A 25,073-nucleotide genomic window follows, 5' to 3' on the forward strand; every position below is an offset into this window, starting at 1 on the left:
CTCAATCGGCTCCATTTAACACTTCTCTTACCTTGTTCAAAAATGCCAACGAATTAAAAGTAGCACTTCCACCCGCGTGACTAAATTCAGATAAAGCACCAACGGATGACTCGCCAATAATGCGATCGAACGGATCGAGTTTCAAGCTAATTTGTTGGCGTGCTTCGTACTTAGAAAAGTGAAAAAGTGTCAAATAGTTCAATAAAGTATCTTTGATTTCACTATCATAAATCAAGCCTTGGCGAATATTTTGATCGTCGATAATTCCCTCGTAAATATTCAACAGTGTCGAATAAGAAATTACCCCATTGTAAAAATTCTTTTCCCCTTGTTCTACTTTAATCCCATTAAACAGATTGAAAAACATCGCGGCTTGCTTGCTCGGATCTGCAAATAAGTTAGCAAGTTCCGCTGTATCTTGAATATAAAAAGATTCTCCCCGATGCTGTTGGGGACTGTAAACGTAGTATTTATCAAGGAATACCGGATAAATTCTAATATCTTGTCGCTCTCCTTTCAAGGTGCGGATGATATCTTTCGACATGAAAAACAATTTCTCGTCTTCATCATTTTGAGTAATGTGCAGCGTACTCATATAAGGTGCTTGCGAAATATACAGAAAATTTCGATATCCTCGCTTGTATAACTGGCTGACAATATCTTCTAGAATTGATGGCTGAGTATAAAGATGCTCAAGGCTATAATTTGCGGAGAAAGTTTTCAGCAATCCGACTTGAATAGTTCCGTCTTCGTAGCGCCTAATTCCGGTAACTTCGCCCAGCAAACAGGCTTTTCTTGAGGCGCGATTATCGCCCCTACCTTTTCTCGCGTCGCTGTCTCTTGTAGATACTGCAATAATCGCTAAATTCTCCAATTCTGGAGATAGCTGTAGGTTGTTAAATCGAAACTTTTTAGGAAGTATTGAATACAGCGAACTCAAACCGTTTCTGATTTTAAAAGCACTCAAAGTACCCCTGATACGGAATCCCTGGGAGTTGGTTCGGTGATTTTCACTCAAAATGTGAGATAATGTTTTGGAAAGATGCCCCATAAATTTTTCCGAAGGGAAAGGATGATCGTGGTCGCCTTCGTGAATTCTCACTATCGGCACGAATGTATTATTTGGTAAGTTTTTCAACAAGATTCGCAAGCAAATATACGACAGCAGCAAAACCGCAAACTTGTAAACAAAAGCTGCTTCTTGTTTCAAACCTCCTTGGCTATCTAAGCGTCGGTATTCGTAGGGAAACACAACTAATTTGCCCTTAAAATTTTCATTTAAAATTTCTTGAGAACGCTTGGCATTCGGAACCGAAAGTATAGGCAAAGCCTGCATACCTTTGATGTTATATTCCATGCTAAAACTTTGGAATTCATCAGTTGAGAAATAGCGAATATCTTCAATGGTAATATTGACTGGCAATTGACAAATAGCTTCTGGGCTGACATTCGGCTGTCCCACGGAAATATACTGAAGCGTTTCCTTGGGATTGCGCTGCACTACTTCTTTGAAAAATTTACCCGTTGTCAAAGTATTATTTACTTTTCTGAGGATGCCTGTTTCAATTAAGATGTGTCGTGCTTCTGTGCGGGGGTGCAAAATAGTTTTTGTCTTAATGAAGTCTTTTAAAAAAATTTTAAGGCTGTTAATTTTTGCCTTAATATTAAACTTCTCAAATCCTTTAATAAAATTGCGAAACAGCTCTATTTTCGCATCTTCGTTAGATTCATTGAGTACGGGAAATACTTTGCGATCGAAATTGGCTATCGGATCGTAATCAAGTTCCGATTCTGCGTTGTAATTTGGATCTAGGGGATTGCTGTTAGAAGCAAATACAAAATAATATAAAAATGCTATTTTTAGTACCTTGAGAAAGAAGGTTTCGTGAGAGGCTGGTTCCTCTAATGCGGCTAAGTGTTCCGGGCTGTCAGGATTTAGTAGACTGAGATTGTAATCAAATACGCTATCTGCGCCGTGGGATGGAACTGGATTGCCCAACTTTAGTTTTAAACCAAACACAAATTGGCGATCGCCTCCAGAGTTATCTGTCGTTTCTCCAAGATTACCTGCTATAATTGGAATGATGGGCAGGGCATCTAAGGCTTCCGATCGCGAAAACACATCTTTATAATTAATCTTAGTCTCTTGATAGTTAACTAGATAGTCTCCCTCAACTTTATCAGCGTCTTTGATATACTGTTCTATCAACCGCAAGCGCCGGATCAAATCTTGTAAATAAATGCAGCCTCTGTCGTTGGCTTTATCTGGGCTGACGTTTGCTAAAATATATTCTAAGTAAGTAATTTTGGCTTCTTTTTTTAGTTGGCCTAGAGTTTCTTTATCGACAATTCGCACTAATCGATGAAAACTAGAAGTTTCATCACTCAACATTTCCTGAAGCAGTCGATTTAGTTCATCATTGTCATCCTCAGTCTGAGCTTTTTCATCAATATAATTTTTTAAACCTTCTTGCAATTCTTGTTGAAAAATATTTGCATTTCCGACAGAAATAGTAACTTTGTGAAACTTGAGCAAGGAATCGCTTCCAGTGCCCAATGGTTCCAAAGTTAGCTTCTTTTTTTGCAAATTGTGATGTTTTTTGTCGAAATCGTATTTGAAGCCCAACTGACTTCCGCTGCCTTTAAAAGAATCTAGAAGACTGGTTAAGCTATTTACAAATTTTTCAATGGCAACATTTTGTCCTAAAATTGATTCTAATTGCTGCCGCAAACACTGTTGAATCTGCCTAACTCGATCGCCAAAAATCTCCTCAACTTCTGGCGGAAAATTAACCGTAGCAGCATCGGCTTGACGTTCATAGGAACCCAAGGGTGTCCGCACTTGCATTTTTGCAACATCAGCAGCGATCGCATCAATATCGACGATCAGACGGCGGCGGTCATCTGATATATTAAACGGATTGGTTCCCTGCAAAACTTCTAAAATCTTGTCCAGCAAATCGCCATAGTCCACTGGAACTAAATCGCTGTCACCCAATCTTAAGATGTTCACCCTGTTAACCCCTTCAAAAAGCTTGAATCCACTCTTTCACATCGTACTCAGTCCAAACCCCATTTACCCAATAAGGATCGGCTTCCACCAATTGTCGCACGGCCGCCTCATCTTCAGCTTCGTAAATTGCAAAAACTTTTGTTAAATCTTTCGTTGGCCCGATCGTACTTAACACACCCGATTCCTTCTGCTTAGCCAATCCGGCTAAATGAGCGTCTCGAAACGGAGCGCGTTTTTCGAGAACGTCTTCGCAGTAACTTCCCCACATCACATATTTGGTCATATCTGTCAACCTCTCAAAAATCTAAATTTCAGGCTGTTTATCTAAAATCAACCCGATCGCCATTGTCATAATATCATCTCGGTTCACCATCTCGGCAATTTCTTCAACATCATATATTCCTTCAAAAGCCTCTAAAGCCGCCGACTTTAATGCAGATTCATAGGCATCCTCTAAAGTCTCGACTAATTCTTCTTCTGTGAGATAAGTGCCTTTCGCTTTATGCCGCTTGTTGGTACGTTGAATTTGCTTAACCGCATTAAATATCGAAGTTTCCCAAGACTTAGTAGTACGGTTTTCAGCAACTTTTTTAATCAAATGCAATAGCAGAATGATACCATAACTGAAAATTTTGTTAAGCTTATCGGACTTACTCATTTCTTCTAATTCTGCCACTAACACTAGAGCTTCTGCAACCTTGCCTCGGTGTAGCAACTCCTTTAATTCCATTAATTCTTCCATCAGGTTTAATATTACCGCTATTTAATATATTATACTAAAAACCGGCGGTTAGAAGCCGCGCCTACACAAACAAAACCCACCTGCGTGGGTTATAATATTGTTAAATTCATAGAGGAGCAAGCTATGACTTTATTAGACATTCGCCTGTTGACGGTTCAAGAGTATCACCGCATGGCCGAAATGGGGATTCTTGAGGAAGACGAACGAGTTGAATTATTGGCAGGACAGATAGTAAAGATGGCAGCAAAAGGAACAGCACACAGTGCAGCAGTGACACGGACAGATAAGTTACTGAATAACCGTTTGGGACAGCGGATATTGGTGCGGCTACAAGATCCAGTTCGGCTCAATGATTACTCGGAACCTGAACCCGATATTGCTGTAGTTGTACCCGATCCGCTTTACTATGAAGACCACCATCCAACTCCGTCTGAAATTTATCTGATTATTGAAGTTGCTGATAGAACCCTGAGAACAGATTTGGGGCTAAAAGCGACAATTTATGCTCGGTCTGGAATTGCTGATTATTGGGTTTTGGATGTTAATAATCGGCAACTTCACGTATTTAGAGAACCGAGTCAGGATGGCTATCAGAGTATAGTAGTTCTTGAGGATGATGCGAGTATTTCTCCTTTGCAATTTCCTGATTTTTATTTTATGGTTGGGGAGATGTTGCGGCCTTTAATTACGACTTAAACTCGGCGGTTGGAAACCGCGTCTACACAGACAAAACCCACCTCCGTGGGTTAAAAGAAAGTTCCCAGGTAAAGTCTGGGAACCAGTTAATAGCCGTAGGGTGCGTCGCCCTGAAAAAGCTCTAACTAAATATCGAAAATCTCATAGCGACGCACCTTATGCAATTTCTAAAAAAACCTTGTTACAAAATAATTGTTGGGTTTATTTGCTGAATCCTTGAAAAGCGCAGGTGCGTCGCTATGAGATTGTGGATCTTTTTTAGGAATTTTTCGCAGGCGACGCACCCTACAATTAGCTTCTCAAACTAACGCCGAATTTCTCAACTAAAACATCGCGAACTTTTTGTTGTGCCGGTTCGACATCGGTTTCGCTCAAAGTTCGATCGCCCGCGCGGTAAACTAACCGAAAAGCCAAACTCCGCTGTCCCGCCGGCACGTTGTCGCCCCGATATTCGTCGAACAATTCCACGGAATCCAGCAAACTACCCGCCGCCTTTTTCATCGCACTCTGCATCTCAACAACCGGAACTTCAACCGGTGCAAAAAATGCAATGTCTCTGTCAGAAGCGGGGAAACTCGAATAACCCGCGAACTTGCGAGTTAAGTTGCTCGATCGCCCTAATTCACCCAACAGCACCGCTAAATCTAATTGAAACACGTAAACCTGCTCAGGCAAATCCTTTTCTTGCTGCAATTGCGGGTGCAACTGTCCGAAAATTCCTAAATGTTTCCCGTTTAACGATAACGCAGCGGTGCGGCCAGGATGCAGCCTTGTGGGGCGGGCATCTTGCCCGCCACTAATAGGATAAACATCCTGTTTACCATCATCTTGTCGATATTCCACCGCCAAACCCAACCCCTGAAACACGCTTTCCACAACCCCCTTGGCCTCAAACCAAGTCAAAGGTCGATCGCGCCCGGACTGCTGCCATTTCCACACAGTCGGATCGCCCCCGATAATCCCCGCAACTGCATCCGCTTCCTTCATTGCATCCCCATCTTTCCAGAAAATGCGGCCGACTTCAAAACCGTTTAGCGCCCCATTTCCCTGTTCCAAATTGTACTGGAAAGCATCAATCAAACCCGACAGCATTTCTGTCCGCAAAGCCGAATACTCCACAAACAGCGGATTCGCCAGCACCACCTGATTGTCTCCCTCAGTTTTCACCAAAGAATAGTGCATCAACTCCGTCAAACCTGCCGCCCGAAAAGCCGATCGCACATTCCGAATTGCCGCGTATTCTGGTGACAGATAACCGGGTTCCGTTTTGCTGGGCAAAGTATCGCAGAAATTGTCATAACCGTGGAGTCTGGCAACTTCTTCAATTAAGTCAATTTCCCTTTCTAAATCGCGGTAGCGGTAAGGAGGAACTGTTATCGCAAACACCCGTTCTTTTTCTGTTTGAACAACTTCGCATCCCAAGGCTATGAGAATGTTTTTCACCTCTTCCGGTTCCAGATATTTAGAACCGCCCGTTTGTCCTCTTTTCAACTGCCCCAAAACCAGATTTACTCGGTCTAAACGCAATTCGAGCGATCGCGAAAAACTCAAATCCTCGCCCGAACTCGCCGTTTTCTGCACCGTCGCAGTGCCTCCAGCCAACTCCAAAATTAGAGCTACAGCGCGGTTGCAAGCAGTCGTCAAAGCCGCCTGATTCACCCCCCGTTCGTAGCGGATCGAAGCCTCGCTCCGCAGGCCTTGAGCGCGCGCAGAACGGCGAATCGTTGCCTGGTCAAAAATCGCGGCTTCCAAAACTAAATTTTGCGTTCCTTCGTGAACTTCCGTATCTTCGCCACCCATTACCCCAGCTAAGGCAACAGGTTTGTCGCTAGCAGTAATTAACAGATTTTGAGCTTGCAAATTGCGGTTTTGTCCGTCCAAAGTTTTGAAGGATTCGCCTGTTTTGGCAAAGCGGACGGCGATGCTGATATCTTGAGTACCCGTGAAAGATTGTAGGCGATCGCGATCGAAAGCGTGCAGCGGCTGGCCCCATTCCAGCAAAATGTAATTAGTCACGTCAACTACATTATTAATCGGCCGCACTCCCGCCGCCTGCAACCGCTGCTGCAACCAAGCTGGAGAAGCAGCAATTTTTACACCTTCAATTGCCGTGCCGATGTAAATTGGGCATCCTTGCGCTTGGGATATTTCTACTGCCAAACCAGGACTTTCTTTGCCCTCAATCGCAACACCATTCGCTTCGGGAATTCTCAAACTCGCCCCAGTCAGCGCCGCCACTTCCCGCGCTACACCCACCATGCTCAAAGCGTCAGCACGGTTGGCAGTTGCTGTCAAGTCTAAAATCACATCGTCTAAACCCAAAAGTGGGCGAATATCGCTGCCCAATTCGGGATTTTCTAACTCGAAAATGTGAATGCCGGCTGACTCTTTAGATAGTCCCAATTCCGCCAGAGAGCAAATCATTCCTTCGGAAGGAACGCCCCGCAATTTAGCCGGTTTAATCTTTAAATCAATAGTCGATAAAAAAGTTCCGACAACAGCGACAGGCACGTAAATGTCTGCCCTAGCGTTGGGTGCGCCGCAAACAATATTCAAAGCTTGTGAAGAACCGACATCCACTTGACAAACTCTCAATTTGTCTGCATTCGGATGCTGTTCGCAGGCGATGATTTTGCCCAAAACTACACCGCTTGCCCACGGGCGGCGGTCTTCGATTTCTTCAACTTCAAAGCCTGCCATTGTCAGGGTTTCGGCTAATTCTTCTGGGGATATCGCCACATCCACCAATTCCCGGAGCCACTTTAGAGAAATACGCATAATTTAGTCAGTAGTTAGTTGTCAGTAGTTAGTTGTCAGTAGTTAGTTGTCCGTTGTCCGCCCCGGCGAACTTCGACTGTGTAGCCTCAGCATAAATTATCGGACACTTATACCACATTAGTTTATTTTTGTCAACACATTTTTGTGATTGACGCAAAAACGAGCGATGAGTCCAAAGGTCACTAATTGGTGACAAATTAGTAACATTCTCAAAATAGAATGAGGTATGCTAGAAGTATCTGACAGGACAAAGAGCATCTAAATTTAGCTCAATAGCTTTCATCTCCGCACTCTATCCGATCGAGGATGAGTGGCGGGATAAAAGCCCGCCCATCAAGGGGGTTCGAGGCCCCGTAGATGGACAATTATTTTTTATTTCAAGACTAACTTTCAAGCATGGTATAATTATGGCATGATTACAGCATATAAATACAAATTACGTCCTAACTCATGGCAAGCCAATCAATTTGATGAGTGGCTTAATTTGTTGCGGATGCAGTATAACTATAGGCTGTCAGAGCGTTTTAACTGGTATGAGTCCACTCGTTGCCCTCTCGATTCATGCTCTCTGGTATCATGCAGTATTGCTCCCATACTCGAACAGCCAGATTATTACTGGCAAAAGCGAGACTTACTCAATACCAAAAAGCTATTTCCTGAGTACAGACAGATTCATTCTCAGGTATTGCAGAATTGTGTTGAGAAAGTTAAAAAAGCTTTTGATCGATATATCAAGGCTGACAAAACTGGTCAGCGTTCTGGCAAGCCAAGATTTAAAGGGAAAGGTAGATATCACAGTTTCACCTATAGCCAGATGAAACAGGACTGCATCAAAGGTAATCGCATCACTTTACCGAAAATTGGTGACGTGAAGATTATCTTGCACCGTCCTATTCCCGATGGATTTAAAATCAAAACTGTTCAGATTGTCAAAGCTGCGGATGGTTACTATGTCACCTTGACTTTACAAGATGTCACCGTGCCAACCCTACGCTATGATATCAATCTCGATCGTGCAGTTGGTATTGATATGGGACTCAAGGATTTCTTGATAACCAGTGATGCTGATACTGTAACCATTCCTCAGTTTGCTAGAAAAGCCCAAAAGGATAAAAAACTGCGAAATAAATCTGTCTCTCGCAAAAAGAAAGGCAGTAATCGCCGACGAAAAGCTGTTAAACGTCTTGCTAAACATCATCAAAAAGTGGCAAGGCAACGCAGAGACTTTCATTGCAAGACTGCAAAGCGATTACTAGACAAATACGACCTAATTGGCTTTGAAGATTTGAATGTCAAAAGTTTGGCTAGAACTAGGATGGCAAAGTCAATCCTAGATGCTGGTTGGAGTGAATTCCTATCTATTCTGGTTTGTAAGGCTGAAAGTGCTGGCAAATTGGCTATAGCTGTGAATCCAAATGGCACTACCCAAAATTGTTCTAGTTGTGGTACTCGCATCCCTAAAACTATTGCCGACAGATGGCATAGTTGCCCTGTCTGCGGTCTTGAACTAGATAGGGATGTGAATGCTGCAATTAATGTCAAGAATATTGCTGTCGGGCGGACAGTGATTAAAGCTCAGCGTGCTTCCGATGCAGATGCAGGATTAGCTGAGAAGCCCACCCTATACTCGTCCGCGAGTTAGGGTTGGGAGTCGTCACCAAGTCTTTAAACTATCTTCAAGGATAATCTACCGAAAAAACTCACAGCAGCGAGATAATCAAAATAGGGAAAAGATATCGGCCTAATAGACTTAGGTGCAATTCCAATTCGCAACCGGACGCACGGCCCGCCGGCAAATGATAGATCAGTATTTCTACCAGAAGCAGGAACAGGCAATTTGTGCGTCGATCGACGCTGACAAGATCAGAACAACATAGGCAAACTCAATCAACATGAGCTACTGCGTAAATCCGGGCTGTCCCCATCCTCAAAACCCTGCTGACTCTATTCTTCAGTGTCAGACTTGCGGTGCGCGGTTATTGCTGCGCGCTCGCTACCGAGTCATTGAACCGTTAGGACAAGGAGGTTTTGGAGCTACATTTCTGGCAAAAGACATCTCATTGCCCGGTCAACCGAGTTGTGTAGTCAAACAACTGCGACCCAGTAGTTCGTCGCCGCGAGTTTTAGAAATGGCGCGGGAATTATTCAAGCGAGAGGCGAAAACCCTCGGCCAACTGGGCGACCACCCGCAAGTACCGAGGCTGCTAGACTATTTTGAAACGGAACAGCAATTTTACTTAGTTCAAGAGTATGTTAAAGGCTCGACATTGAAACAAGAAGTCAAGCACTCAGGCCGTTTCAACGAATCGGATGTTAAAAATTTTCTATTAGAAATTCTGCCAGTAGTGCAATATATCCACAGCCAAGGAGTAATTCACCGAGACATCAAACCGGCAAATATTATTCGCCGAGTTCAAGACGGCCACTTAGTTCTGATTGACTTCGGAGCGGTAAAAGACCAAGTTAGCCAAACAATATTATTAGACCCCGCCGACCAAAGCGCCAACACGAAATTTTCAGTCGGCACATTTAGTTTTGCTCCCCCGGAACAAATGGCGCTGCGGCCGATATTTGCCAGCGACATCTACGCGGTGGGGATGACTTGCTTGTACTTGCTGACAGGAAAATCGCCCAAGGATTTAGATTTTGATGGAGTAACCGGCGAAATTGTTTGGCAACCCCACGTTCAGGTAAGCCCAAATTTTGCGCGGATTCTCGAAAAAATGCTGAAGCCGATGGTTGGCCACCGCTTCCAATCGGCAGCAGATGTGCTCAGAGCTCTCTCTGGCGAATTTGAAGACCCAAGTCTTGTCGATGGCTTGGCAACTCAATTCAACGGCTCTTCTCGTGCAGTTGAAGAACCGACAATATTTAATGACGAGGGTTCTTCGTGGTCACGGCCTGAGAGCAAAATTAATCAAGATTTACGATCGAACCACACGCGCACTGGTAGAACTTCCTTCACCCAATCCGGGCAGACGGGGATGCAGCCGAGAGTTTCCCGGACTCTGGCTGAGTCAGGCAGAACTTTCGGAACGGTTGGACATTCTAGCGGCAATTTAGCAGCGTCAAAGGTATCGAAAGTTGCTCCTAAATGGGACACCAACAGCTTGCGAGCGGCATATTTTAAAGGCAAGCGCGATTTTGCTGACTGCGAACTGTCTGGCCTACAACTGCAAAAATTGCAGTTAGCGGGAAGTAATTTTTATCAGGCTAGGTTGGTGAAGGCAAATTTGCAAGGAGCGGATTTGTCGGGGGCGAATTTGGGTCACGCCCGGTTAATTCAGGCGAATTTGCGAGATGCGAACTTGACTGAGGCTTATTGCAGCACTGCCAATTTTGAAGGGGCGGATTTCCGAGGTGCTGACTTGACGGGGGCTTATTTGACTAAGGCGAATTTGCGGGGTGCAAATTTGTGCGGGGCGAATCTTACCAACGCTACAGTTTCTGATGAACAACTGGCAATGGCAAAGACCAATTGGCTTACTGTTAAGCCGGATGGCAAGCGGAGTTTTGGATTTTAATAAGTCATCAGTCATCAGTCATCAGTCATTAGTCATTAGTCAGAAGAGGGAAGATGAAAAATGCTCCCACTCTCGCACTCTCCCACTCTCCCTCTCTCCCCCTCTCCCACTCTCCCACTCCCCCAGTCAGGTGAGTCGTCAGGAGGAAGCTCGATCGCCGATCGGCCGCCTAAATTAAAAACTAGGAATGGAGGATTCGATCGCACCTAAACATGAAACTGCTCAACCGCCGCACTCGAACGCTTCTGTACACCGGCATCCTGGCGCTGGCCTACTTTGTTACCGGAAAACTCGCAGCGTCGATGCTGGGACTGGTGAAAGCCGAAGCCTCCCCCGTGTGGCCTCCCGCCGGTATTGCTCTAGCGGCACTGCTACTGCAAGGGCGAGGGATGTGGCCGGGAATTGTCCTCGGTTCGGTGCTGTTAAACTCTACCGGCGGTGTACCGTCGGCTGTTATTGCCACATCGGCCTGTAGCGTCACCCTGCAAGCGCTGGCTGGAGAGGCTTTACTGACTTGGAGCGGATTTTCTACCAAACTCGATCGACTGCGAGATGTTCTGGCTTTAGTAGCAGGCGCTGTCATCGGGTCTACTTTACTAGGCTCTATCCTCGGCAACTTGGGCACGTGCATTTTTGGTTGGGCTCAGTGGAGCAATTTCTCTCGCAACTGGTGGACTACGTGGCTCGGAGACGGCATGGGAATTTTGATTGTCACGCCCGTGCTGCTGACTTTGAACCACGCCGTTAACAGTTTTAAATTTCCACTAAAACTGAGATGTTTCATTATTCTCAATTACTTGTTTAGGGACAGGCAAGATGCCTGTTCCACAAGAGATGAATTTTCTTGTGGAACAGGCATCTTGCCTGTTCTTGATAAGGGTGTAAGAGGTGAGAGACAATCTCGGATTATTTCAAGTTTAAAACCATTTTTTAACTGGCAAAATTATCAATCAAAAGTTACCAATTATCCCAGGAGATTTCCTGCACCTGAAAACCGCTATAATCTTCTATTTTTAATCATTAATTATTCAGAAATAGCGCTGTGGCTGACTCTCTTGCTGAGCGTGAGCTGGCTGTTTTTTTGCTCAAAAACACAAGCGCCGATCGCTCAGTATCCGCTGGAGTATCTGCCTTTTCCTCTGATAGTTTGGGCTGCCCTGCGGTTTCAACCGGCGGGAGCGATTTTTGCTTATTCGATCGTTTCTTACATCGCGATTTGGGGAGCAGTACAGGGAGGCGGCCCGTTTTTGGCCAAAAGCGATAATCTCAAACAGGCGGTTTTATTTTTACAAGCTTTTACCGGTACGATCGCCCTTGTGGCTCTGATGTTGGCCGCCGCCGTAGCAGAACGCCAGCAAGCGCTCTTTGAGGTGCGCCGCACGGCCGCCATGCTGCGCGCTCGCGAAGCTAGTTTAGCCAACGCTCAGCGCATCGCTCACTTGGGAAATTGGGATTTAAATTGCGCCGCCCTCCCAGCAACTGACAACTGCGAAGAATCCGCAGAACATCATATATCCAATATCGAATTGCGGTGGTCAAACGAACTTTACCGCCTCTTGGGTTTTGCTCCTGGAACTGTCAAACCGACACCATCCGTTTTTTTGCAAGCTGTACATCCAGAAGACCGAGAATTAGTGGCCCGATCGCAGCGCCAAGCTATGTTGCAGCGCCAAGCCTATTGCATTAACTACCGAATTGTGCTGGCAGATGGCTCCGAACGCACTGTCTGCGAACAGTCGGCAATTGAGTCAGGGGCGATCGCCGCCACAGTCCAAGACGTTACCGAACGCCACCGCGCGGAAACCGCTTTGCGGGCGTCCTCCGATCGCGATCGCTTGCTCTCAGAAATCGCCCTGCGAATTCGCAACTCCCTCGACCTCGAAGAAATTCTCAATACTACTGTTGCCGAAGTCCGGCAATTTTTCAAGGCAGACCGCGCTTTCATCGGTATTGTGGACGCGGAGGGGGTAAATCTTCCTAGCCCGGTGTACGGTAAGGTTGTAGCCGAGTCTGTCGGAAGCCAATGCCGTTCTATTCTCGGGTGGGTGCTCGCTGACGAGGATCACCTCAAAAACTTGAGAACGTTTTATGCCAGCAACCGCGTCCGAGCAGTCTCCGATACTGCTAGTGTTCCAATCACGGATGCAGTTGCCAAATACTATAGCGACTATCAAATTCGTGCGACGTTAAATGTGCCGATCTTCCTGGGGGATGAATTGTTCGGGATCTTGGCCGTCAACCAGTGTTCGGGGCCCCGCCAGTGGCAGGAATTTGAAATTGATTTGTTGGAAAAACTCGCTACCCAAGTGGCGATCGCTCTACAGCAAGCCCAACTTTTGCAGCAGGTAAAAGCTCTCAATGCCAACTTGGAATCTCAAGTCGAGGAACGCACCCACCAACTACAGCAAAAAATGCACGAGTTGCAAGAAAGCAACCGCCTGAAAGACCTATTTTTGCACGCAGTTTCTCACAACCTCCGCACTCCTGTTATGGGAATGTTAATACTGCTGAAAAATTTGCTCAACAAATCGCCCTCTGACTCTCTACAAGATGTTCCGGTTTCTCGATCGATTTTGCAGCGCATCGTTCAGGCCAGCGAACACCAGTTGACTATGGTTAATACCCTGCTCGACGCTCACGCTAGCGAGGTCAAAGGGATTGTTCTCAATACTGTACCGCTGCATTTGCCGTCTTTAGCTTCAGCCATTGTTACCGATTTAGAACCGATGCTGGCCAAAAATCAAGCAACTTTGACGTTTGATATTCCGGCGGATTTGCCACAAGTCAATGCCGATCGCCAACACTTGCAGCGGGTGCTAGAAAATCTGTTGACTAATGCTATTAAACACAATCCTCCGGGAGTCAATATCACTTTTAAAGCCGAGGTAATTGAAGTTGAAACAGCGCTAAGTGATGAAGAAAATTCCCAGGCTTTAAGAGCGCCAAATAATCAGCTTGCTCGCTGTATCGCTAACGGGATATCTGCTGCGGGCGATCGTCCTGGGATGGGCGAAACAACCCAGAAAAATCAGGAAACCCTGGCCAAATTCAACCTCGACGGCAGTTGCAAAATGCCCCGGTATCAGGGTCAAATTGGCAATATCGGCAGCAAATTGCCGGGTGTCACCGTAAAAATGGTTCGCTGTACTGTAACAGATAATGGAGTGGGAATCAGCGCCAAACAGCGGGAATCTCTGTTTGAACTTTACGTTCAAGACCCTAATAGCCGACAATTAACAGGGCTGGGTTTGGGATTGTACCTCTCCAAGCAAATTATCAAAGCTCACGGCGGCTTCATTGGCGTCGAAAGCACTCCCAGCGGTGGTTCGACTTTCTGGTTTTCACTACCTGCTGTCAACTCGGACGATCGATCTTTCTCAATCTAAAATCTAAAATCTAAAATCTAAAATGGTATGAGCTATTTGGGCAATGCAAAATCAGTTCAGGCGTTAGCGGTTTACGAGGTGTGGCGCGATCGCTTCCTCCGAGATCGGCTGCGCCCTGCTGTCGGAATTGCCATCTTTTTTGCCTTCACAATAACGGTCTATTTTCTGGGCGAAAGATTCTTCGCTCGCCAGGAGTTTGAAAGTGTTTATTTGTACACGAGCGCTGCTGTAGAATTGGGTTTGTTGACCTGTTTTGTGTTGCAAAAAACCTCCTTCGGACAGCGCTATCCCGGTTTGCTATTTTTGGGCTTTTCGTGGTCGCTGACGGTGGTTGTACAGCTTGGGCTAGCTGTCGCACAAGCCGGGGAATTACCAATTTTTACCTGGAGTTTAGCGTTTCTGATCCAAGCTACGCTGATGCCCGTCCGCTGGCGCCTCCACCTGATTTCTCAACTCGGCGTTTTGTTTTGCCACGTCGGGATAAATTTGGTTTTAAATCTAAGTTTTGCTAAGTATACTCCTTTTAAGTTGACCGGGTTGTACATATATTTGTTTTGGTTTTGTTTGATTTGCGACTTGTCGGTTTATTGGTACGAATGTCTGCAACGGAAAGAGTTTAGTACCAGGCGTGAGTTGGAATCTGCTTACCAGCAGTTGGAGGCGGCGGAGGCGAAGTACCGCAGCATTTTTGAGAATGCGGGCGAGGGGATTTTTCAAAGCACTCCCGATGGCCGTTATATTACTGCAAATCCAGCTTTGGCGCGGATTTACGGCTGCGATTCCCCGGAAGAAGTGACGGCAAAGTTTACTGATATCGATCGGCAGTTGTACGTCGATCCGGCTCGCAGAAATGAGTTTTTGCGATCGATCGAGGAAAGCGGCAGGGTATCGGATTTTGAATCTAAAATTTACCGCTGTGACGGCAGTATTGTCTGGATTTCTGAGAAGGCGCGGGCGGTACGGGACAGCAGCGGCGCCGTGCTTTATTATGAGGGTTTAATTGAGGATATCACGCAGCGCAAACAGGCACAAGAATCGCTGCGGCTTTTTATCCACGCTCTTTCTCACGACTTGCGAAACCCGGTGGCGGGAATGTTAATGGTGCTGAAAAATTGGCAGACGAAAACGGGGGATTCGATCGCAATTCCCCGTTCTGTTTTGGATCGGATGATTCAAGGTAGCGAGCAGCAATTGCGCTTGATAAATTCGCTGTTGGAAGTTCACGCCGGGGAATTGCGCGGTTTGGTTCTGCACTGCGAATCGGTTAACTTGAGGGCGATAGTTCAAGCTGCTGCGACCGATTTGGAGCCTTTAATGAATGAGGGTAAAGCTAGTTTTAAAAATTTGGTGCCGGATGATTTGCCAGCCGTGAATGCTGACAAAACTCAGTTGTGGCGCGTGTTATCTAATTTAATAGCTAATGCTTTGAAACACAATTTTCCGGGACTGAATTTAACAGTTTCGGCTCAAGTAATCAAGGCGGGGAAATTAACTATAAATCAAAGGAGAGCCAAACAAGACATCGACAAATTACCGATTACCAATCCACAATCCCCCATTACCAATCCCCAATCCCCAATCCTCAATCCCGGAAGTAGGATGATTTACTGTACCGTGGAAGATGACGGGGCGGGAATATTGCCGGAACAGTGCGAACATCTTTTTGACCTTTACGTTAGGGGTTATGAATCCCGACACTCCGTCGGTTTGGGTTTGGGTCTATATCTTTGTCGGCAAATTATTGGTGCTCACGGCGGCCAAATTGGGGTAATTAGCACTCCCGGTGCTGGGGCAAGTTTTTGGTTTACTTTGCCGCTGGCTGAGAATTTGCGGTGATTTTTTTTGTATGTTTAATTACATTAAATCTAGCAATCGTGCCATATATTAAGAACGTTCTTAATTGCGGAAACCCTTGCGAAATATGTTTCTGCCTTCTTGCTTCTTGCTGCGGCTATACTTGTGTTGTGCCGTCGCAGGTGCTTTTTGAGTGGTTCAAGCCAAATCAGTAGATCGGACTATTTCGAGCGGACTATTGATATTAATTTAAAACCGTGGTATACTTTTCCAAATGTTTTTAAAGGAAAAATAAATCTCAGATATTCACCTTTTCTTTAGAAACATCATTTAATCTAGAAAATCTCTAAAACTAGATAAAAAATATGCAATTTATGTTTATCGAGCAAAGCTCAGAAAATACAGCTAAGTACGATGCAGCTAAATATAACGAGCGGTCGTTCTCCACTTTAATTCGGACGCTCCGTCTTTCCCAAGGTTACTTTTCTTTCGTTTTAGTCAACTGCAACTCGCTGGCTTTGCGGCAGCAAATAGTCGATCGCCTGCAAGTAAATTGTCCCGTGAAACCGCGGCAACTGTTTTTGCCCAAATCGGCGACAACTCTCTACAGGACAATCGCAGCAGAAATAGACGGGGAACAGCCTCCAGCTTTAATGCTCCTCGGTTTGGAATCAGTGGAGGCGATCGATCGATTGCTCGTTTCTACCAACCTACTATGCAGCGAATTCAGCAAAACATTTTCGTTTCCCCTCGTCTTTTGGGTGACGGATGAACTTCTGAGAAAAATCATTCGCACCGCCCCCGATTTATACAATCGGATGACGACAATTAGATTTATCAGTAATTAGTAATCAGCCCATAGATTTGAGATTTGAGATTTGAGATTTTTAACAGTCAACAGCCCATCGATTTTAGATTTTAGATTTGAGATTTGAGATTTTTAACAGTCAACAGCCCATCGATTTTAGATTTTAGATTTGAGATTTTAGATTTTTAACAGTCAACACTCAACAGTCAGCAGTCAACAGTCAACAGTCAACAGTCAACAGCCAACTGTCAACACTCAAGTGTTAAATTCCGCTTCCCAAATCAGGACTAATTCTCGCGCCGCCGCAGTTCCCTCAGCAGGAAAACTTGCCAAAAAGTCTTTATCCGCCCCCACGTCGTAAGGCCCTTCCTTAAACTCCAAAATCACAGTATCCGGTGTCAAAGCTACTAACGTGTGAATAGTGCCCTCTGGCAGTTCGACAGCGCGAGTCGGGCCGGCGGCGCTGACTCGCAAGGAGCGCAGGATTTGACCGTTTTCGTTCAAAATAACAATACCCACTTCTCCTTGAATCACCACAAAAAACTCAAAACCGTTAACAGCAGGCGGGCGCAGGTGTTGGTGAGGGCGGACGTAAGTGCCCGGTTGCAGCACGTTGACAAACCGCTGCACCTTTTCAGACAAATCATGGAAATTATAATTTTGTCGCTGGCGGGGACTGCGCCGGGAGGAAGCGGCAACTTCGTCTAGCAATTCTTGCGTCAGCAATTTGATCGGAGGGGACTGCACAACAGATATCCTGTATTTAAGAGTTTTTGACACTCTTCGGGCTAAAGCCACGGAGATTCTTAAGACTTAAGTCTTAAATGCGCTGTCAAATCGCATCTACACGCTCGAAACAACTACTGGCACGAGAAGTATTGCTGTTGCGCTTACTTTTATTTTTAGATTGCTTTCTGATTCCATCAATAATCCAGTTAGGTACGCTCAACGACTCACTATTACGTGTTTGGACAGGCTCGGCATTGCCGAGTAGCGATCCAACCCAGGAGTTTCACCTTATGAAATCGTTTCAACACGTAGATGGTTGTTCTTACTTGCCTGTCTAAATTCTAAGCTAAAGTTTAGAATTTATTAGATATTTTAACAAAGTTTTATAATTAAAGCCGTCCTAGAAAGACGGGGCTTCAAACCCAATTTTTTGGTGAACAAATGGGCTAGTCTGGGATCATCGTTATCAGCATCTCTTGACACATGGAAATCGCAACTCAGGTGCGTATCACTAAGGCAATGCGTTTGTCAAGTATCTTTAGAAAAAGTATTAGCCCGATCGCCCTTTCGACTATTCTAGTCTGCGCCAGTAGCGTTTCTGCGTCTGAACCGACGGCGGCACTGTTGGTTCAGCAGGAATTCTCACAGCAGCAACTTAAAGAAGAAATTCACGATCGAGTTCAAGAAGAAGTTGACATTGCTTTCGGGCGCACGGCGGTATTGCTTAACGGGCTGATAATTGCCCTAACTTTGTTTCCGACAGCAGCCGGAGTCGGGGTGTGGTTTCTGTTGAGAAAATTGTCCAAGCAGACAACAATTGCTCGCCAAGAAATTGAAAGTCTTCATTACGATACAATCTCTCAATTAAAACTATTAATTTCCGACGCTGAAAGTATCTTAGGCGAAATTCAACACCAAAGTCACCCGGCCGAGGCAGAAACAGACCTTTTATTCCCCGATGCCCAAATTCAAGAATTTGCTCCGGTTAACTACGGCAATTACCAACAGCTATTGACGGCGGGCGACTATGCTAAACAGGGAGATGCTTGTTTCTTTGAAAATCGTTATCAAGATGCGATCGCAGCTTACGATCGGGCCCTGCAAATTCAGCCGGATTTAGCCGATACTTGGAATAACCGAGGAGTAGTGCTGACGAGAATGCAGCGGTATCCAGAGGCGATCGCATCTTACGAACAAGCTACTACAATTCGCCCGAATTATCCCGATGCTTGGAACAATCGAGGCGTGGTATTGTTAGAGTTGCAGAAGTACCAGGAGGCGATCGGCTGTTACGAACAAGCAATTCAAGCCAAACCCGATTATGCCGATGCTTGGAACAACCGAGGCGTTGCTTTTTCCAAAATGCAGGAGTACGAACAGGCAGTAATTTCTTACAATCAAGCCCTACAAATTAAAAATGATTATACTGACGCTTGGAACAATCGAGGCGTTGCACTCTCCAAATTGCAAAAATACGAAGATGCGATCGCTTCCTACGACAATGCGGCTAAAATCCGACCTGACTTTTACAGAATTTGGTACAACAAAGCCCGATGTTATGCACTACAAGGTAAAATTGAATTAGCCATTGAAAATTTAAAGCGCGCCCTCAATCTCAATCCCAATGTGTGTAAAGAGTTGGCAAAAAGTGAAGCTGATTTGGAGAAGATTCGCGAACACGACGCATTCAAGCAGTTGATTAATTGAGCGGAAATATGTAGATGAGTGGGAAAATACCTACCGCCTATTCCAGGTTTATGAAGTGTAGGGACAAAGGTTTTCGCCTTTTCCCTACGGGGATAGAACGATAGGCGGGGGTACTTCATAAGCGTGGAATCTGCTGTAATACCAATTTTAAAAAAGAATGCAACAGTATTCTTGTTCCCCCCGCAATGCAGCGGGGGGGCTAGGGGGGGTCGAAGAGTGTTGCACGATTTTAAAGAATTAGTATTACTTCTGTTTGATTACTACCAAAGTAATGTCATCAAATACTTTTTGCTCCCCGATGTATCGCCGCACGTCGTCAATAACAGCTTGCTTGATTTCTGCTGCTGACCTTTCCCTGTTAAGGACAACAACTTCAATCAATGGCTCGATACCGTATTGATCTTTCTTCATATCAAAAGCTTCGGTAATTCCATCTGTGTAGAGTACGACAACATCCCCCGAATTCAACTGTATTTCAGTAGAAGCAATGAAATCGGCAATATCTGCTTCCAAGGCGATGGGAAAACCTAACTCTATGGTATCAATCCGCTCTACTTCGCCGCCGTCACGCACGACAATCACCTCTTCGTGCTGTCCGCTCAAACGCAGGATGTTGTCCCCCCGATATTCCAGCAAAGAAAGGCTCATATTTTTACCGGAATCCATGCGCTCTACGTTGTCAAAAAGCGTTTGGTTGACGGTCTGCAATAATTTAACTGGGTCGGTTTCATTGTGGATCACCAAAGCGCGAATTGCTGTTTGCGCCATAATCATTAACACGCCACTTTCTAAACCGTGTCCTGTCACGTCGCCGATGCCAATTGTGGCTTTACCGCCGTGATTTAGTACGTCGTAGTAGTCACCGCCAACTTCATCAGCCGGTTCCATGAATCCAGCTATTTCTAGCCCTGCAATTGACTCTAATTCCTGCTGTTTAGGCAAAATCATTTGTTGCAGGCGGCGGGTTACGTCTAGTTCGGCACTCATGCGAAGATTTTCTACTTTTAGCCGTTCGTTCAAAATCAATATTTCTTTATTAGCGTGGGCTAATTGTGCAGTTCGTTCTTCTACTTTGTGCTCTAAGGTTTGATAAAGTTGGGCATTTTCTAAGGCGATAGATGCCTGGGCAGATAGGAGTTTTAAAACTTCTATTCGCGCTGAGGTAAAAGCCTTTTTTACTAGGTTGTTTTCTAAGTAAACTACGCCCATGAAGCGACCTTGATTGATGATGGGAGTACAGAGTATGGATTTGGTTTGATGGGCAACAATATAGGGGTCTGAGGCAAACATTGCCTCGGTGGTAGCATTGTTTAAGACGGCAGGTTTTTGGGTTCTTTCTACATAGTTGATGACGCTCATAGGGAGGACTTCGGCGAGAGGCAGATGGGGAATGAGTGATACGGTAATGTTGTCGCCTTCGACTTGTCCGACGGCTTCTATGGTGAATGTGTTTGAGTGTTTGAGTAGCAAATATCCGGTTTGTGCGCCGGCATTTTCTATGGCGATTTTGATTAGTTTTGCTAGCAATTCACTGAGGACTATTTCACTGGAGATGGCTTGGGCGGCTTTGAAGACGGAGGCTAGGTCAAATCCTTCGGAATTGCTACTACTGGTGATGATGGTGGCTAAGGTGAGGCTGGTTTCTGCGGGTTTTTGAGCGTTGATTTTGGCGAAGAATTGCGGATATCGGGTTTCTAAGTCTTTGACTTTGGCTTTGGCTCCCCAGCGGATGTAGCAGTAGTATGCTTCTAGGAGGAAGAAGCGGGCCATGTTTTCTTGGCCGCGAGTTAGGTGAAATTCGCCGGTGAGTTCGTTGGCGAGGGCTTCTTCTTGGATGTATTGCTGTTCTCTAGCCCCGGTGATGGCCGCATCGTAGAGGGTGATGGCTGCGGGGTAGTCTCCTAAAATTCTCGCTTTTTCTGCTTCTACTAACTCGTATTTGTGTTGGTAGTTGGCGGGGCAATTGTTGGCCCAATGTCTCATTGTTTGTTGATGGGTGGCTACTTGTTGGAGATATTCTCTCTGTTCGGTTTCGCTGACGTGGGGATATTGAGCGAGGAGGCTGAGGGAGTAGTAAAAGTTGAGTTTTGCTGTCACTATCATCCCACCAACAGGTGTTTTATATTTATCTGCTTGTCGAGCATTTTCAACCGCTGCTTCTCGTTCTTTAAATAGATATGAAAGGAAGGTTTTAAAGGTGTATATAAAAAATAAGTTAAAATAGTTATTTATTTCTACGGCAGCTTTAATAGATTCTTTTTCATTATATTCATCACCCGTTAACTCAGTTGGCCGGTTTGATAGACCAAGTAAACTTAAGTAAACTTGTCGATACATCTTAATAGCTTCAATTGAAAAATATTGCTTGAATTTTACAATTAAATAGCCATAGTTTCGACTGTTAAATTCAACGGAATCTAAGTCATTACCTGTAAAAAAGTTATGAAGATTATTTGATAGCATTGCATAGCAGGCATACTCTAAATTTCCGGTTTCCAACCCACTATTAACAGCATCTTGCAAAGGTTCTATTGTTTCCCTAACATGGTCTTTCCAGTGTCCAATAAATGAGTTAAAGTAATGTAAGACAAACGCTTTAATACTTTTAACATTAAATTTATCTAATAATTTCAAAGATAGTTGACCAAATCTATATCCTGAATCAATATCCCCACCCACAGTCAAAAAGACACCATAATTGACGTATATGCCAGCAGCTAAGGGAGGATTACCGTAAGTTAAGCAGATATCCACCATTGCAAATAAAAGCCGAGATAGTAAGGCAGGATTCGTAATATAAGCAGCAGAAGTAACAGTTAAAAGAATCCGAATTGCGGCAAACTGATAAGGATCGGTCATTTCGGGAAGGTCGCATAAATCCTCAATTTGTTTATTTTCTTCGGTCATTTTTCTTGAAATTACCTGAATCAAAATTCCGGGATTTTCTGACATTTTCGACAGCGAAATACCTAATTTTTCCAGCACTTCTAGCCCTGTATCTATTGCTTCTGATAGCCTGTATTGAGAAATATAAGACTGAATTTTTACCTCGTAAACTTTCACTCTGTCTAAAAGCGTTTTCGCCTCTTGCAGCACAACTTCTAAAAGCTGTTCCGCCCGTGCAAAATTAGTGTTTAAATATTCAGCTTCTACGGTTTCCACATAGATAGGCAGCGTCAAGTCATAATCACTCTGCCAACTATCGGCAGCTAGCAGTCCCAAACTGAGATTAAAATAATTAACAGCCGCTTCAAAGGCTGCGGATGCTTTAGCTTTTTGACCGGCAATCAAGTTAAGTTCTGCTAACAGATTTTTGTCTGACTGTGCGGCTAGTAGGGGTGATTCCTCTGTGGTTGTCTCTATACCAAAATTCAATTGATTAACTAGGGCAAAAATATTGTTTTTGCGTTCTTCGGCTGTGGTATTTTGCAGCAGCAGTTGACCAATTTGGAAGTGAGTTGATTTTTTCTCGGTTTCGGGAATCAGAGAATAGGCAGATTGCTGCACTCTGTCGTGCAAGAATTTGTAATCTACTTTCACATCTTGCAGCCGCACTGATTCAGATTCTGAATCGACAAATACCAAGGGAATTTTGTAGGCTTCCGACAGGGGTAAAATCAAACCCGCCTGAAGCGCTGGCCACAACTGCGCCCCCGTTACTAATTCTGATGCTTCGTTGACAATGGCTAAAACATCTAAGTTGAAAGTGTTGCCAATACAAGCGGCAAGTTTTAACGCTTTTTGAGTAGCCTCTGGCAGTTTTTGAATGTTTCTAGCAATCAGTTCGACAACGTTTAAATCGGTAATGCCAATGGCTTGGATTGCCTCGATATCCCATTGCCATTTATCGCTGCTGGCTTCGTAATTCAGCAGGTTTTCCAAGGCGAGGGTTTTCAGCAGTTGGGTTAAAAAGAAAGGGTTGCCTTGGGTTTTGCTAAACAGGAGTTGGGAAAAGGATTGAATGCGTCTTGTGGCTGCGGATTCATTGAGAGTATCGGCAATCAGTTGGCTAACATGATTTAGCGCTAAAGGTTGGACGGTGATGTTGTTGAGATTCGCCCCCGATGCGCGGATTTTTTCTAAGGTTTGAATTAAAGGGTGAGTGGGGTTGACTTCGTTATCGCGATAGGCTCCAATAATTAACAAATGTTGGCTGTCAGAATCACTCATCAGCAGTTGCATCAGTTTCAGGGAGGCTGCATCTGCCCACTGCAAGTCATCTAAAAAAATGACAACGGGGTGTTGGGGCTGACAAAAGACTTTGAGGAATTGTTGAAAAACTCGATTGAAGCGGTTTTGGGATTCTGTTGGCCCTAATTGTGGCACTTCTGGCTGGGGGCCGATAATAAATTCTACTTCGGGGATGACATCAATAATGACTTGGGCGTTGGGGGTGAGGGCATCTAAGAGTTGATGTTTCCAACTGGCAATTTGTCCGGCATTTTCGGTGAGTAATTGGTTAATTAAGGCTTGAAAAGCTGTGATGATGGCTGAGTAGGGAATGTTGCGGTTAAATTGGTCGAATTTGCCGGAAATGAAATAACCCCGCTGGCGAACAATGGGTTTGTGAACTTCGTTGACGATGGCGGTTTTGCCAATGCCGGAATAGCCGGATACTAGGATCATTTCGCTGCTGGAAGGGGAAGGGGAAGGGGAAGGGGAAGGGGTAAGAGTGGATTCCTCGGTTTGAACCCCCCCGGCCCCCCTTGGTAAGGGGGGGGTAAGAGTGGATTCCTCTTCTTCTAAAGCCCCCTTATTAAGGGGGTTGGGGGATCGTAGTGTTGGGGTAAGAGTGGGGGATTCTGGTTCTGAAGCATAGCTTTGATCCCCCCCAGCCCCCCTTCTTAAGGGGGGGGTAAGAGTGGATTCCTCTTCTTCTAAAGCCCCCTTACTAAGGGGGTTGGGGGTTATAGAGGATAGGCTAATTCTTTCAAAGGCGGCTAGTAATTCTATTACTTCCTGTTCGCGGCCGTAAAGTTTTTGTGGGATCAGGAGTTGGCTACCTTTGTCGCGGATGGCTATGGCAAAAGGTGCTATTGTTCCTGTAGCAAGCAACTGATTTAAACAAGTTTCTAAGTCAAATTTTAATCCCGCTGCGCTCTGATATCTCTCTTCGGCATTTTTCGCTAAGAGTTTCATTACGATATCAGAAATAATTTGAGGAATTTCTCTAATTTCACAAATAGGTAAAGGCTGTTTAGCTAAGTGACAATGTATTAATTCCATCGGATCGACCGTGGCAAAAGGTAACTGACCCGCGAGCATTTCGTATAAAGTCACTCCTAAAGAATAATAGTCGCTGCGGTAATCTACCGAACGGTTCATTCGCCCCGTTTGTTCTGGGGAGAGATAGGCGAGAGTACCAGCCAGTTCCGAGGGGTTGCTCACAGATTGATTTTCTTGTTGCAGGCGGGAGGAAATGCTAAAGTCAGTGAGTTTGACTTCGCCTGTGGTAGAGTTAATAATGATATTGCCCGGTTTAATATCTTTGTGAATAATCGAATGGCGGTGCAAATAATCTAAGGCATCTATTAAGGCAATGGCAATTCTCAGAACTTCTGTTAAAGGGAAGGTTTGGTTAGTAAGTAACTGGTCGAGAGAGGAGCCGCCAAAATCTTCTAAGATTAGGGCAAAGTTATTGCGAGAGTTTTCTAGGCTGTAGACTTTGGTGATACTAGAACTGTCTAGGGGTTGGGCAATTTTGTATTCATTTCTGAGGCGGGTAACTTCTTCCAGAGTGGGATACTCGGATTTGAGAAGTTTGACGATAACGGGTTGCTGGTCTGCTTCGCGGTAGCCTCGATAAACCAAACTTTTTACGCCGCTGTGAAGTTCTTGTACAATGCGATATCCGTTAAGTCCGAGCATAGTCCCTGCGCTGGTTGGTATTGTGCTT

14 protein-coding genes are annotated in these 25,073 nt (G+C 45.0%); 8 read left to right on the top strand and 6 right to left on the bottom strand.

Translation table 11 applies throughout. The features are described from left to right. Position 1: 1 nt before the first annotated feature. The 3 genes from QT992_RS03490 to QT992_RS03500 are packed head-to-tail and all read right to left on the bottom strand — an operon-like array spanning position 2 to position 3,755. Positions 2-3,013, bottom strand: a complete 3,012-nt coding sequence (locus tag QT992_RS03490) for a hypothetical protein (RefSeq protein WP_333335104.1) — start codon at positions 3,011-3,013, stop codon at positions 2-4. A gap of 13 nt (positions 3,014-3,026) precedes the next feature. Next, positions 3,027-3,296 carry a YciI family protein gene (locus tag QT992_RS03495; protein ID WP_190741349.1) on the bottom strand — a complete coding sequence of 90 codons (270 nt, stop codon included), beginning with the start codon at positions 3,294-3,296 and terminating at the stop codon, positions 3,027-3,029. Positions 3,297-3,317: 21 nt separating this feature from the next. Then, positions 3,318-3,755 carry a DUF29 family protein gene (locus QT992_RS03500; RefSeq protein ID WP_333335107.1) on the bottom strand — a complete coding sequence of 146 codons (438 nt, stop codon included), beginning with the start codon at positions 3,753-3,755 and terminating at the stop codon, positions 3,318-3,320. A gap of 123 nt (positions 3,756-3,878) precedes the next feature. On the opposite strand from QT992_RS03500, the gene QT992_RS03505 reads away from it, so the two are divergent. Then, positions 3,879-4,451: a Uma2 family endonuclease gene (locus QT992_RS03505; RefSeq protein ID WP_333335109.1), complete on the top strand. Its 573-nt coding sequence runs from the start codon at positions 3,879-3,881 to the stop codon at positions 4,449-4,451. Between the two features lie 291 nt (positions 4,452-4,742). On the opposite strand, the gene pheT is transcribed toward QT992_RS03505, so the two are convergent. Continuing rightward, positions 4,743-7,229 carry a phenylalanine--tRNA ligase subunit beta gene (pheT, locus tag QT992_RS03510; protein ID WP_333335113.1) on the bottom strand — a complete coding sequence of 829 codons (2,487 nt, stop codon included), beginning with the start codon at positions 7,227-7,229 and terminating at the stop codon, positions 4,743-4,745. A gap of 412 nt (positions 7,230-7,641) precedes the next feature. On the opposite strand from pheT, the gene QT992_RS03515 reads away from it, so the two are divergent. The 6 genes from QT992_RS03515 to QT992_RS03540 all read left to right on the top strand — a co-directional run bounded on the left by QT992_RS03515 (position 7,642) and on the right by QT992_RS03540 (position 16,781). Then, positions 7,642-8,871, top strand: a complete 1,230-nt coding sequence (locus tag QT992_RS03515; protein ID WP_333320401.1) for a transposase — start codon at positions 7,642-7,644, stop codon at positions 8,869-8,871. Between the two features lie 250 nt (positions 8,872-9,121). Beyond that, a complete protein-coding gene (locus tag QT992_RS03520; RefSeq protein WP_333320403.1) occupies positions 9,122-10,753 on the top strand; it encodes a serine/threonine-protein kinase in 1,632 nt (543 codons plus the stop codon). A 60-nt stretch (positions 10,754-10,813) separates the two neighbouring features. Next, a complete protein-coding gene (locus QT992_RS03525) occupies positions 10,814-10,963 on the top strand; it encodes a hypothetical protein (protein WP_333320405.1) in 150 nt (49 codons plus the stop codon). Positions 10,964-10,965: 2 nt separating this feature from the next. Further along, positions 10,966-14,139, top strand: a complete 3,174-nt coding sequence (locus tag QT992_RS03530; RefSeq protein WP_333335117.1) for an MASE1 domain-containing protein — start codon at positions 10,966-10,968, stop codon at positions 14,137-14,139. A 27-nt stretch (positions 14,140-14,166) separates the two neighbouring features. Next, the gene (locus tag QT992_RS03535; RefSeq protein WP_333335120.1) at positions 14,167-15,975 is read left to right on the top strand and encodes a PAS domain-containing sensor histidine kinase; all 1,809 of its coding nucleotides are present in this window, start codon (positions 14,167-14,169) and stop codon (positions 15,973-15,975) included. 323 nt (positions 15,976-16,298) lie between these two features. Beyond that, positions 16,299-16,781, top strand: a complete 483-nt coding sequence (locus QT992_RS03540) for a hypothetical protein (RefSeq protein WP_333335124.1) — start codon at positions 16,299-16,301, stop codon at positions 16,779-16,781. 215 nt (positions 16,782-16,996) lie between these two features. On the opposite strand, the gene QT992_RS03545 is transcribed toward QT992_RS03540, so the two are convergent. After that, positions 16,997-17,488 (bottom strand): WbuC family cupin fold metalloprotein, encoded by a 492-nt coding sequence (locus QT992_RS03545; protein ID WP_333320413.1) that lies wholly within the window; start codon positions 17,486-17,488, stop codon positions 16,997-16,999. Positions 17,489-17,953: 465 nt separating this feature from the next. Here QT992_RS03545 and QT992_RS03550 point away from each other — a divergent pair, with 465 nt between their 5' ends. Further along, positions 17,954-19,177 (top strand): tetratricopeptide repeat protein, encoded by a 1,224-nt coding sequence (locus QT992_RS03550; RefSeq protein WP_333320415.1) that lies wholly within the window; start codon positions 17,954-17,956, stop codon positions 19,175-19,177. Between the two features lie 243 nt (positions 19,178-19,420). Here the strand turns inward: QT992_RS03550 and QT992_RS03555 are convergent, their stop codons facing one another. Further along, entirely contained in the window at positions 19,421-25,045 is a 5,625-nt protein-coding gene (locus QT992_RS03555; protein WP_333335127.1) for a protein kinase domain-containing protein, read from the bottom strand. Positions 25,046-25,073 lie beyond the last annotated feature (28 nt).

It is taken from the genome of Microcoleus sp. T3_D1, from assembly GCF_036700405.1.
Classification (GTDB): domain Bacteria; phylum Cyanobacteriota; class Cyanobacteriia; order Cyanobacteriales; family Microcoleaceae; genus Microcoleus.